Genomic DNA, 12660 nt, shown 5'->3' with positions numbered 1-12660 from the left:
GATTAACATACTCAACATTAAACAAATCATGTCGTACCTGAACATCGCCGTTGTGCTGGTACTGTTCGGTGCGGTCCCGTGCGCTGCAGCAGACAGCGCAGGATCACTTTCTGTGGATCCACAGCATGCCATGGTCTTCGTCTCTTCCGACGCAATAGCACTCATTGTCATACTGCTTGTTCTGCTGATTGTCCTATTACTTCTTGCAATCATCTATATGATCAGCACTCTTATCCCGAAACTTTCGCTAGCAAAAAACGCAAAGATCTACCTCCATATCTCGGAGACGACAAGACAACAGATCAGCCGTCTCATGAAAAAAGAAGGAGCAACAAACCGGGATGAGTTTGTTCAGAAACTGATTGTAGAGGAACTTTCCTGCAACCAAAGTACCCATGCCGAACAGGAGTCCATACAGGAAGTGGTCACTGTCTATGTCGAGTCCCCTGAAGCTCAGGAGAGATTCCGCAGATTTGTGGCAAAAAGTCTGCTTGATGACGACGACCAGACAATTGAAGAAGAGGGCGTACGATGACTTCCGACCTGATCTTAAGTTTTCCACCGGAAACACAAAAACTGATCGAAGAGAAAATGAAAGAGGAGGGAGTAACGGATCGTAAGCTATTCCTTACCGAGCTGCTTGCCCGCGCCCTCACCAGACATGAATCGACCGGCAACTGGATGGATGTCATTGAACGAGTAGTCTCTGACAGCATGGACGAAGATGACGGAACAATTCTCATCTACACCTCTGAGACTGAAGAAGAGTAAGAAATTACCAAATCTTTTTTTCCAAATGGAAGTGACATAACGTGATTCTGCGAAGTGCAAGACTAAATCAGTAGCAACTATCGCGTTAACGTTCCGATTTTTTGGATTTTGCAATATTTTGTGAAGAAAACATTTCGTGTTTTTTTGTTGTTTCATGTTGTAAAAAACCACAACACGGCATCATGTTAAAAAAAGATTCATCATCGCGTGCCCCCACTCAAAAAAAAACTCTCACCATTATGGTGAAAGCATCTGAATATTTGCAACAATCTGATTTCCTGTAACTTTTATGAAATAATGACCGGAGCTGAAAAGCTTCAGCTCTTTTTCAACCTCACTACTGTAGCCGCGGGCGTAACCATCCTGCTTCACAATAATTCCGTTATCACCATAGAGGAGTTTCTTCTCAGCAAGTTTTTCCTTCCCGCCGCCAAGCTGAACCGCATCAGCATACTGCTTCGGATCATCATACACGCGGATCACATCAATCCTGAACCATGCATTCGGATCGATCACATCCGTCGATTTTACCGAATATCTCGACTCGGTCTGGGACTTCGACTCATACTTACCGGTAAGCGGATTCCAGAAATTATAGCTCACCGAGTTGGACGAGGTTGCATCCTTTGTGACATAAGTCTTCTTCACTTTTCCCGGGTTGAAGGAAAAGTAGAGGACAAACGGCACCTCAACAACATCCAAATCAAACGTCCGCACGGTGGAAGTGTTGTACTGCATGGTGTCATCCATGTGGACAAAATAGGCAGGAGCAATATCACTCATCGTTGGCACAGTAGCAGTCATTGTAACCGTAGGAGTAAAGGTCACGATTTCATTCACCTGCCCAGAAATCGGGATTGTATCCCAGGTCGGAGCCGCCTCGGGCGTAAGAGTGGACGTTGGAGTCGCGAAAACCGGCGTCGGAGAAGGGGTCGGAGTGGTGGATGAAAACATATTTCCAGAGTCACCATGGCTATTGCCAATTACGCCGGTCAGGTATCCGACAGAAACAACCACCAGCACAATGACAAGAAGTACCGAAAGAAGACGGGTTACCATCATACAATGGAATGTTGAACACGACAGAATATCAGTCTTTGCCTGAAAAAATCATCTCAAAAATGAAAAATTATTTGCGAGACTGCAAAACTTTAATTTGTGCCTCGAGATCAGCCAGATGTTGTTCCATAGACTGATTTTTCACATTGAGTTCATGAATGTCAATTTTCAAAAGCGACATATCGTCTTTGACCTGTTTGATATCTCTGTGCTGGAAAAAGAAACGAAGAGCAGCAGTAATGACATCCGACGTATTGTTGTACTCACCGCTTTCCACTGCATTATGCAGAAGTACCTCAATATCAACAGGTAATTTATATGAGGTAGGTTTTTTGCACAGACGTTTTGCTGCAGCCATTACTATCATATAGGATGTACTCAAATATGAGAATTCCCATCATCAAGGCTTTGCATCAATATTCATTTATCGAAAAATAATGTTCATCGGCGATCATATTTCATCCCACAAAAAATGTAAAACAAGAAAAAAAACATCACGAAACAAATGCAAACATCACAAAATCTTAAAATAATACATTTTTGGGGACGGATCATGAATAAAGATGCAATGTTCATCACCCAACAGACATCATCTGCAAAAGACTGGCGGTGAGGTAAAAAAAGTGGATGGTTGATCAGCCGATGACCTGCATGCCGGAGACACGCATCTTTGGCACGACCGCGCCGTCAAAAGTTTTTGTCTCGGCACTGATGCCGCCGATATTTTTCAGAATATCAAAGACGTTTCCTGCGATCATTGCTTTTTTCACCGGCTGAAGGAACTCCCCTTCCTCCATCAGAAATGCGTTCGCGACCTCAACAGAGAACTCGCCGGTCAACGGGTTTGCGGTGTGCGCACCGATCACTTCTCTGACAAACATGCACGGCTCTTTGGTGACATCAGAGATTTTTCCCGACACCCGCAGACAATGCGGAGCGATGTAGGTTGCGCCGCCCGCGCCGCGAAGCGCGTTGCCGGTCGAAGAGACTCCTGCCTGACCTGCGGTCTTGCAGTCGTAGAGGTAGGACGACAGCACGCCGCCGGCAATAATCTCGCGGCGGGACGCAAGGGTTCCTTCGGTGTCAAATCTTCTCATGCTGTTTCCAAGCGGGTCCATGGGAACATCAGCGATCGAAAGAGATGAGTCGGCAACGACCTCGCCGAGTTTTCCGGCAAAGATCGACTTGCCAGTCAGAACATTTCTTCCGTTGATGGCTTCAGTGAACAAGTCCAGAATAAGCGAGTCCACCACATGTTCGGAGAAGACGACGCCGCGTTTTTCGGTCGCAACGTCCACACCATTTCGTGAGGCGGTTGCCCAGAAGGTTGTCTGTTCACCCATCTTCTCAGGGTTGATGCGATTCAGGAACGGGGATGAGTCATACTCGTAGCCGGTCGAAGTACCGGCAATGGCGTCAAGGCCAAGGGAGATGCCGGTCATCTTTCGCTCGTACCGGATGCCGTGGCTGTTGGCGAGAACCGACAGACCTTTCGAGAGGGAAACTCCCGCACTCACCACGCGGGCGTCGGCATGCGCAGCAGCTCCTTCGTTCATTCGTTTCAGAAATGCTGCCGCGGTGTCAGGATCGATGGAGAGGTTCGGGTCGAACGGGTCATCACCGGCAGGAAGAGCTGCCGGAGCCGGAAGTCCTTTCCATCCTTCCACCGGCTCGGCAAGTTTTGCCGAGGAGACCGAGGCTGCGAGGCATTCCTTCCAGCGGCCGGGATCCGAGGTTGACGAGACTCCGATTTTTTTGTTGGTAACAGTGCGGATGTAGATCGTTGAGCCCGCGTGTTCGGAGACTGCGGAGACCGCCATCTCCCGCTGTTCAAGCGAGAGGTCTTCAAAGGAGAGGACGAGGACCTCGATCTCATCTGCCAGTTTTTCTCCTGCGCGAAGAATCACATCAGTGTCGATCAGATTTTCATGCATTTCCGGATCCTCCTACCATTGCTTCAGTCAGATACACATGCGGGGCTCCGTCCGAGACAGGGACAGACTGGCCTTTGCCGCACATTCCCGAGGACATTTTCCGATCGTTTCCGCAGAGGGCGATGTTGTGGAGAACCGAGAGGATGTCTCCTGAGAGTGATACGTCGCGAATCATGCCAGCGGTTTCGCCGTTCACGATTTTGTAGCCGTACTTTGCATTGAACTGGAATGCGCCGCGGCCGGGGTCCACCTGACCGCCGCGGGAACCGATCAAGAGAATGCCGTTTTTGCACTCGGCAATGATCTCATCGTAACTGGAGTCGCCTTCTTTGATGTAGGTGTTGCTCATCCGAACAAGCGGCTGCATGCCGGGTTCTGCACGGGCATGGCCTGCGTCTCCGGTCTCAAGGCCGACTGCGGCAAGGGTTTCGCGGGAGTGCATGTACGCGTTCATGATTCCTTCTCTGATGAGTTCGGTCGGACCGCAGGCGATGCCTTCCGCATCGAAGGGTTCGTAGCCGTAACCATGCATAGAAGGGTCGTCGATGATGGTGACGAGTGGTGAGCCGACACTCGTCCCGAGTTTTCCGGCAAGGACAGAGACGCCATCACGGACTGCGTCGCCTTCGCTCGCATGACCGACTGCTTCGTGAGCGAACACGCCGCCAATCGCAGGGTCAAGGACCGCGGGCATTCTTCCGCCCGAGACTGCGGAGGCGTCGAGGAGTTCAACCGCACGTTTCGCACATTTTTCTCCGCAGTCGAGGTACTCTTTCAGATTCAATGGTCCGACAACTGCTTCCTGTTCATAGTTCATCTGCATGTTTCCGCTGCGGGCGGCGACTGCTGAGATGGTGAAGAGTGTTCTGCACGTGGAGGATTTTGCCGAGTATCCGTTGCAGTCCTCAAACCAGACATCATGATACTGCTCTGCGTATCTGGCGGATGTGCTGACCACTTCGGAAATTTTTGCGCGGCCTTCCATCTGAAGAAGGAGAGCGGCTTTTTCTTCAAGCGGGATTGCTGCCTGTTCAGCTGCCGAGCATGACCAGCTGCGGGGGGAGCCATAGGGAACGTCTGCTATCTCCGCAGAGACATTGGCAAGTTTTGCGGCGCGGGCAGCGCGACTGATGTACTCCTGCTTTGCTTTACTGTTGTCAGGATCAAAGGGGGAGGCGGTGTAATAGCCCCAGCCGTGTTCACCGAGAACGCGGATGAGGGCTTTGCCGAAAAAGTTTGAGCCGGCAGACTCCACGTCGCCGTTCTCCACCGTGATTGTGGTGGAGTTGCCGCGGACGTACCGGATATCATAGTAGCGTATCGTATCCATTGCTGGGTATTATGTGTGCATGGGATGGATAACTGATTTTGGAAATGGAGAGGTGTGGTTGTACTTGGAGTAAACACGATTCGCATGCCTGCGGCCTGCTCACCGTTTCGCGGAAATGCACGGATATCTCCAAAGATCAACAATACAAAATAGATTTTTTCAAAAAAAAATTTCCGTGCATTCCGGCGCCGCAGGCGTTCTCCGTGCATTCAGTGAAGCTCCGTATGCTCAGTGCATTCCGTGGTTACTCCAAGTACAACTACATTGATTAAAAAATCAAAAAAAAATTAGGCCTCTGTTGCTTCCGCAACAGCAGGCATCTTCGGGATCTCCATGTGCTTGCCGATCATCGAGAGCTTTTTCTCAAAAGCCTCGGTATCCTCAGGTACCAGAGCATACCGCAGAACCTCCTCGATTCTCGTCACCGGAAGGATCGTAACCATCTGCTTGTACCGCTCCTCAATCAGCACGTCATCAAGATTCGACTGCGGAATGATGACCGTGTGGATACCGGCCTTTGCCGCAGCCTCAATCTTATAGGTCACGCCGCCAATCGGAAGAACATCACCGCGAACCGAGAGGGATCCCGTCATCGCAACAGCCTGACGAACAGGAATATTCTCAAGAGCACTGATAACCGCAGTTGCCACCGTGATAGATGCCGAGTCGCCCTCAACACCATTGTAGGTTCCAATAAACTGCACGTGGATATCCACCTTGCGGATGTCGGTTCCTGAGAACTTCTTGATCAAAGCGCTCACGTTCTTGATCGACTCCTGCGCAATCTCCTTCAGAAGACCGGTTGCAATCACCGCTCCCGCACCCTGCGACGGCGTAACCTCAGCAGTGATCGGCAGAACCGATCCCGCATCATTGCCGACAACCGCAAGGCCGTTCACGCGGCCGACAAGGTTCCCTTCCACAATCGTCAGATCATAATCGCGGGTTCTTCTGATGTACTCATCAGAGATCTGATCTTCGACCGATCTTGCAATCTGCTTCGCATCAACCACATGCTTCATCGTGGTTGCAGAGTCTCCTGCCTGACGGGCAAGATCTCCTGCAACACGCACAAGACCACCGAGGTCACGAAGCTTCAGGGTAAGATGACCCTTGCGGCCGGACCTGCGGCGTGCCTCGCGGAGGATCTCAGAAACTGCTGACGGATCAAAGTGGGGAATCTTTGCATCGTTCTGGACTTCCTGCGCAATGAAGCGGACGAGGCGGGCACGGTTCTGCATCGTGTCATCCATCGTCTCGCCCATGTAGACCTCGTAACCGTATCCGCGGATACGGCTGCGCAGTGCCGGGTGCATGCCCTGCATCGCATCCAGATTTCCTGCCGCGATCATAATGAACCGGCAGGGAACATTCTCGGTTCTGACCATTGCACCTGACGATCTCTCGCTCTGACCGGTAATCGGGAACTCTCCCTCCTGCAGAGCGGTGAGAAGACTCTGCTGCGAGGGAAGCTCAAGCGTATTGATCTCATCAATGAACAGCACTCCCTTGTGAGCGCGGTGGATAGCTCCTGCCTCCACACGGTCGTGAGACGGCGTCTCAAGACCTCCGGACTGGAACGGGTCGTGACGGACATCGCCAAGCAGTGCACCTGCATGGGTTCCGGTACCGTCAACGAACGGCGCTTTGGAGTCAGGTTTGTTGGAGACGATCAGCTTTGGCACCATCGCCTCGTCCCGCGGCATCATGCTCTTGAAAACAAAGAACAGCATGAGAACCACTAAAAGTCCCATAATCAGCTGACCGCTGAAGATGGCGAACACGATCACACCTAAAATGATCACCATCAGCATCGTGTTCCGGGACGAAACACGCTTGCGTGCCTCGGTACGGTGAGCGGCAACAATTTCCTTGCCGCGGCCTGCCGGAACCACACGGATGATCGGATTATTATTGTCTTCTGCGTTTGGGTAGGTGAGAATGTCCTGCATCTCCTCTTTTGGCAGAAGTTCAGCCATTGCTTTGGCAAGCATCGACTTTCCGGTACCAGGACTGCCGATCATCATCACATGGCGGCGCTGTGTTGCCGCTTTTTTGATGACCTCAACCGCATGTTCCTGACCAATCACCTGATCGATCAATGACGGCGGGATGATGATATCAGCAGTTGTGTCAAACCGCATGCCGCCAAAAAGTTCTAAGTCAAACTCGTCGGATGCAAATATTTTCGGCACGTTTGGATCTTCCCGCGCAGGAGCAGACAACTCCTCAACTCCCTGGCTGATGACCGGCGCATTCCCCATATGTGCGCCATCAGCGGAGTCGGTCGCAGTATCAAAATCATTCATAGTTTATTCTTACCTCACCTTATTAGAGAGTGTTAATATTGTGCTTGATGATGGTTTAAGTAGTTTCAGTAAAAGATAGAAGATGGAAGAGTACTGCCATGAAAGTTATCTATACCGAAAAAAGTCAGCTCCTCGCCGCACGGGTAGCCGAAAATCTTGGCTGTAAGATTGCCGAGGTCAAATACAACACGTTCCCTGACGGAGAACAGTATGTGCGGGTGATGGACCTGGATGACGAGATGGTTATCGTTGCAAGCACGGTTGATGCAGGATCCGTTCTGCAGGCAGTCCTCATGCTGGACGCGTGCGAGGGAAGAAACACGACGCTTGTTCTTCCGTACATGGGCTACGCACGTCAGGACAAAAGGTTCAATGAAGGCGAGCCGATCAGCGCCCGTGCGCTGGCACGCATTCTTTCGGAGGGGGCGTCACGCATTTTCACGGTAAATATTCATGATCCGTCAGTTCTTTCCCACTTCAAGTGCCCAGCACAGAATCTGACGATCGCGCCAAAAGTTGGCGAGTACATCAAGACGATGAACCTCGCAGACCCGCTGGTGCTCGCGCCCGATGACGGGGCATGGGAGTTTGCAAAAGGTGTGGCATCTTTCGGAGGCTGGGACTGCGATCATCTTGACAAGACCAGACTTTCGGGATCAGAGGTGAAGATGGCGCCGAAGCATCTTGAGGCAAACGGCCGTGACTGTATCATTGTGGATGATATTATTGCAACCGGCGGGTCGATGGCAACAGCTGCCGGGATGCTCAAGGAACAGGGAGCAACGTCAGTCCGTGCCGCAGGAGTGCACGGCGTGTTTGCAAGCGGCGGGTATGTGAAGCTGATGCAGGCAGGACTTGCTGATGTTGCGTCATCTGATACGATTGAGCGTGCAAGCAGCAAAATTACTGCTTCAACCGTGATTGCAGACGCAGTTCGCAGATAACGTTCATGCGCTATATTTTGGATACTTCATTTTTTTTCGGGGAGTACCCGTTTGACGGAGAGTTTGCAACAACGTCCGGCGTTGTTGATGAGCTGAGGGACGCTGCATCAAAGATGCGGTATGAGGTGATGCAAAGCAGAGGCCTCACCATCTCTGAGCCGGAGCCGGAGGCAGAGCTCCGAGTCCGCGAGGCTGCGGGTAAGTCAGGCGACGTGCGGGTACTCTCGGAGACCGACATCTCGGTCATTGCTCTGGGGCTTACGCTCGAAGGAACGGTGGTCTCGGATGACTTTGCGGTACAGAATGTCTGTCGCCATCTGAAGATTCCGGTACAGAATCTTATGCAGAAGAAAGCAAAGCGAAGAGTCTGGAAAAATATCTGCAGCGGCTGCGGCGCAGAAATTCCCGACGGTGAAGCTGACTGTCCGGTCTGCGGGTCACTGCCGTTGAAACGCGGGACCGAGAAGAGGGGTTTGGAGAGAAAGAGATAGGCGTTTGTACGCACTACGGCTCCGCCCACGGAAAAACGGAACACACGGAAATGAATTATTTTTGTGTTCCGTGCTGTTCACGTCTGCTCCGTGATGTTTTTTTTCTGTGAAATTTCTGTGTGTTCAGCGTTTTCCGTGGGCGGAGCTGCGACAGGTACAACGTTTGGAGAAAACCCAAGATTAATAATTCCCCAAACTCGATATTCTATCATATGTCTTCCCTCGAAGAGCTTATGGCAAAAGCAAAAGATCTCCGTGCGGACGGTCACTCATCCGGTCAGATTGCTGACGAAATGAGTCTGTCTGTAGACACGGTCACCTGGCTTCTCACCCAGAGCAAAACAAACACCGCAGTTCCCAAAGACGTGCACATCGACTGGACGACCGTCAGCTCCAACGCAACCCTTCTTGGCGGCATCGCATCCATGATGTCCGCATGCTTTGACGCGGAAACTGGCGGCACGGTCGATGAAGAAATAGACTCAGTTGTCGGCATCTCCATCTCCGGAGTTCCGCTTGCAACCCTGATTGCAGCTGAAGACGGACTCGACCTCTCCATCTACCACCCGTCCAAGCACAATGCCGAGGACGGACCCGGAGGCATCTCAGGAAATTTCGGAAAAATCAGCGGCAAACGCTGCATTCTCGTCGACGACGTCATCACGTCCGGAAACACCCTCAAGGAACTCGTCGCTTATCTTCGCAGACACAATGCGACTCCGGTTGCCATTCTCGTCATCTTTGACAAGCGCGGCATGACCGAAGTTGACGGTGTTCCGGTCTACTCGCTGTTCTCTATACGGCTTGTTGACTAAGGGAAAATACCCAATACACATAATATATATAGAAGTTCAATTCCATTTTTATCACACGAGTACAGGAGATAATAGAATTTATGTCAAGCAGATCAGGACAGCCTGTCGTTATTTTACGGGAAAACGTTGAGCACGTGCCCGGACAAGAAGCGCTTCGCTCAAATATCATGGCCGCAAAAGTTCTCGGCAACACCGTTCGGACCACCCTTGGCCCACGCGGCATGGACAAAATGCTGGTTGCACAAGGAAGCGACGACATTGTCATCACCAACGATGGTGCGACAATTCTCCACCAGATTCAGGTCCAGCACCCGGGAGCAAAGCTCGTTGTTGAGGTCGCAGAGACCCAGGACGACGAGTGCGGCGACGGAACCACAACCGCAGTTGTACTGGTCGGATCCTTTATGGAGCAGGCCGAGAAGCTGATCGATACCGGTGTTCACCCGTCGGTTATCGCAAAAGGCTACAACCTCGGCATGGCAAAGGCAATGGAGATCCTCGACAGTCTCGCAATCGACGTGACCCCGAAGGATACTGCAATGCTGAAACAGATTGCAAAGACCGCAATGACCGGCAAGTCCATTGAGATGATGATGGACAAAGCCTGCGACATTATTGTTGAAGCAGTCAGCACAGTTGCAACCACGGTCGGCAAGAAGACCATCGTCAACGAGGACGACATTCTTGTCAAGACCAAACGCAGTGAGTCCATGGACGCAGAACTCATCAAGGGAGTTTTAATCGACAAGACCAGACTTGATGCACTGATGCCGAAGAAGATCAAAGGCGTGAAGGCAGCATTCATTGCAAACCCGCTTGAGATCACCAAGACCCAGACCAAATCCAAGATTAAGATCACGTCCCACGAGCAGCTTGAAGCATTCTCTGTTGCAGAACGCGAGACCCTGAAAGCAATGGCACAGCAGTTTGTTGAGAACGGTGTGAACGTTGTCCTCTGTCAGAAAGGAATTGCAGATCCGGTTCAGTACTATCTCGGCGAGAGCGGCATCTATGCACTTGAGTTTGTTCCGGAAAAGGATCTCAAGTACGCAGCAAGAGCACTCGGCGGCCAGATTGTCAACAAACCCGAGGACCTTTCCCCTGAAGTTATCGGTACCGCAGGCAACCTTGACATGCTTGAAGACCTTGAGATGACGAAACTCTCAGGCTGCAAGAACCCGCAGGCAGTGACGATTCTTCTGCGCGGATCCTCTCAGCACCTTGTTGATGAGCTTGAGCGTGCAGTCGAAGATGCAAAACGTGTCGTGCAGGATGTCATTGAGGATGGTTCCTACACGATCGGCGGCGGTTCAGTTGAGACCGAGCTGTCCCTGAGAATCCGTGAGTACGCAGCAACCGAGGGCGGACGTGTCCAGCTCGCAATCGAGGGCTATGCAAAGGCATTCGAGATCATTCCGAAGACTCTTGCCGAGAACTCAGGATTTGATACCGTCGACAAAGTTATCGACCTCCGTCAGGCACATGCAACCGGTCAGAAGTACGCAGGTCTTGATGTCTTCACCGGAAAAGTTGTTGACATGAAGGCAGCAGGCGTTGTTGAACCGAAACGTGTCAAGCGTCAGGCAATTCAGAGTGCATCCGAGACTGCCATGCTCCTGATCCGTGTCGATGACATGATGGTCAGCAAAGGCGCAGGCCAGATGTAAAGATCAATATCCAAAAACACTATCTTTTTTAGAGTTCAAGTCTATGTATGTAGGCAGGTAATGCAGCACGGCTGAGTCGTTTTTGATCACATCAGCGAAATTGCGTCGCGCATACCAAAAGCCAACAGAATCGGACGTGCCGAGGTAGTCTAGTCCGGAAGGGCGGTGGCCTCGAAAGCCTCTGGTAGCAATACCTCGGGAGTTCAAATCTCCCCCTCGGCGTCTTTGTTTTTCAAGATATTGCTTCAAAGAGTTTTTTTATGATTCATATCCGAATTTCCGACAGTTATGTCGATGATGAATTCGGCGAAATATTTTCCAAAACGATGTTGAAGATAAGCAATTATGCGCAAAATATCACCATCGTGTTTTTATAGTATGACGATAAAGTCTCAATTACTAAACAGCATAGCTGCTTAATCATACTATACAGAACGGAGAATACGAACATGGACTCATATACGATCCGAAAAATCAACGCGCGGAGTTTTACGGTAACCGTGACGAGCCCAAGCAAACAGTCATGGAAAACTCTGCAGTCCCGGGGACTCAAAGTAACCGACAACATGTCCTCACCAGATGCTGCGGGACAGTACTCCTGGACAATTCAGGCGGAAAAACCCGGCGTCTATGAGCTGAGGATGGTCCAGCAGAGCGATGACGGAGCCTACAGAAAAGTAGTGATTCCAATCATCGCAGAAGCCGCCTGAGAGAAGGCAGAGCTTCAACATTTTTTTTCATACGAGTTGCATTTTTCGATCCGGCATGTTAACAGTTTTGAGATACGTCATGCAGGATATATGCGGCTTTGCAGATCACAATTTTCACCAGAATTGTCCTTCGTTTTCAGATTCAAATCAGAAACAATAAATAGAGATCATAAAACACCAGTTTGTGCCACTTGTCTGATATTGAAGACAGTATGTGTGTTAATCATGTTTAGTTAATCCATCGCAAAAGCACCAAAATAATCCTCAAAAACCCCTAAAAATGCGCGCCACATGATCATACCTGTTTAACCAGTAAATTAAATCAATTCCAAAAAATGAATTTAGATTCGCCGAACTTTGGGTACAAACCCACTATTAATATACAAAAAACATGAGAAAATGGAAAAGTTATTATGTTGAATTTCGAGAGTTACTATTAGCCGAGTTTTTGTCCATGGAAAATCAGGGTGCACGTGATTACATGGATGCAGCTCGGGGTTTATTATCCGAGGTTTATCCATGGAAATTAAGTATGTAACCACTACCTGTCCTTACTGCGGTGCAGGCTGTACCTTCAACCTTGTCGTCAAAGACGGCAAGATTTGTGATGTCCAGCCGTGCCAGCGCGGC

General features: G+C 50.4%; 13 protein-coding genes and 1 tRNA gene. 9 read left to right on the top strand and 5 right to left on the bottom strand.

The window, feature by feature from the left end; genetic code table 11:
• Window positions 1-28 precede the first annotated feature (28 nt).
• Window positions 29-535, top strand: coding sequence for a hypothetical protein (locus McpCs1_RS00070; protein ID WP_338095228.1), 507 nt, complete (start codon window positions 29-31; stop codon window positions 533-535).
• Window positions 532-771: a hypothetical protein gene (locus tag McpCs1_RS00065; protein WP_338095227.1), complete on the top strand. Its 240-nt coding sequence runs from the start codon at window positions 532-534 to the stop codon at window positions 769-771. Before McpCs1_RS00070 ends, McpCs1_RS00065 begins: the two co-directional genes overlap by 4 nt.
• Window positions 772-1008: 237 nt before the next feature.
• Here McpCs1_RS00065 and McpCs1_RS00060 read toward each other — a convergent pair whose 3' ends face one another.
• From McpCs1_RS00060 to lonB, 5 genes are all read right to left on the bottom strand, one after another.
• On the bottom strand, window positions 1009-1833 hold the full coding sequence (locus McpCs1_RS00060; protein WP_338095226.1) for a hypothetical protein: 825 nt from the start codon (window positions 1831-1833) through the stop codon (window positions 1009-1011).
• A 67-nt stretch (window positions 1834-1900) separates the two neighbouring features.
• Entirely contained in the window at window positions 1901-2188 is a 288-nt protein-coding gene (locus McpCs1_RS00055) for a ribbon-helix-helix domain-containing protein (protein WP_338095225.1), read from the bottom strand.
• Between the two features lie 277 nt (window positions 2189-2465).
• On the bottom strand, window positions 2466-3764 hold the full coding sequence (locus McpCs1_RS00050; RefSeq protein WP_338095224.1) for a TldD/PmbA family protein: 1299 nt from the start codon (window positions 3762-3764) through the stop codon (window positions 2466-2468).
• Entirely contained in the window at window positions 3757-5094 is a 1338-nt protein-coding gene (locus McpCs1_RS00045; protein WP_338095223.1) for a TldD/PmbA family protein, read from the bottom strand. Before McpCs1_RS00045 ends, McpCs1_RS00050 begins: the two co-directional genes overlap by 8 nt.
• Window positions 5095-5381: 287 nt before the next feature.
• The gene (gene lonB / locus McpCs1_RS00040; RefSeq protein WP_338095568.1) at window positions 5382-7238 is read right to left on the bottom strand and encodes an ATP-dependent protease LonB; all 1857 of its coding nucleotides are present in this window, start codon (window positions 7236-7238) and stop codon (window positions 5382-5384) included.
• A 263-nt stretch (window positions 7239-7501) separates the two neighbouring features.
• On the opposite strand from lonB, the gene McpCs1_RS00035 reads away from it, so the two are divergent.
• The 7 genes from McpCs1_RS00035 to McpCs1_RS00005 all read left to right on the top strand — a co-directional run.
• Window positions 7502-8347, top strand: coding sequence for a ribose-phosphate diphosphokinase (locus McpCs1_RS00035; RefSeq protein ID WP_338095222.1), 846 nt, complete (start codon window positions 7502-7504; stop codon window positions 8345-8347).
• 5 nt (window positions 8348-8352) lie between these two features.
• Window positions 8353-8838 carry an NOB1 family endonuclease gene (locus McpCs1_RS00030; protein WP_338095221.1) on the top strand — a complete coding sequence of 162 codons (486 nt, stop codon included), beginning with the start codon at window positions 8353-8355 and terminating at the stop codon, window positions 8836-8838.
• Window positions 8839-9050: 212 nt separating this feature from the next.
• Complete coding sequence (locus McpCs1_RS00025) at window positions 9051-9653, top strand: orotate phosphoribosyltransferase-like protein (protein ID WP_338095220.1); 603 nt, start codon at window positions 9051-9053, stop codon at window positions 9651-9653.
• A gap of 80 nt (window positions 9654-9733) precedes the next feature.
• Entirely contained in the window at window positions 9734-11320 is a 1587-nt protein-coding gene (thsA, locus tag McpCs1_RS00020; protein WP_338095219.1) for a thermosome subunit alpha, read from the top strand.
• 138 nt (window positions 11321-11458) lie between these two features.
• Window positions 11459-11542 (top strand) — tRNA-Ser (locus tag McpCs1_RS00015).
• A gap of 227 nt (window positions 11543-11769) precedes the next feature.
• Window positions 11770-12030, top strand: a complete 261-nt coding sequence (locus McpCs1_RS00010; RefSeq protein ID WP_338095218.1) for a hypothetical protein — start codon at window positions 11770-11772, stop codon at window positions 12028-12030.
• A 519-nt stretch (window positions 12031-12549) separates the two neighbouring features.
• Window positions 12550-12660, top strand: a 111-nt coding sequence (locus McpCs1_RS00005) for a hypothetical protein (RefSeq protein WP_338094946.1), incomplete at its 3' end; no start/stop codon positions are given.

Source organism: Methanorbis rubei (genome assembly GCF_032714495.1).
GTDB classification, from domain to species: domain Archaea; phylum Halobacteriota; class Methanomicrobia; order Methanomicrobiales; family Methanocorpusculaceae; genus Methanocorpusculum; species Methanocorpusculum rubei.
Note: the sequence above shows the minus strand (reverse complement) of the source record. Positions and strands in the feature narration are given on the sequence as shown.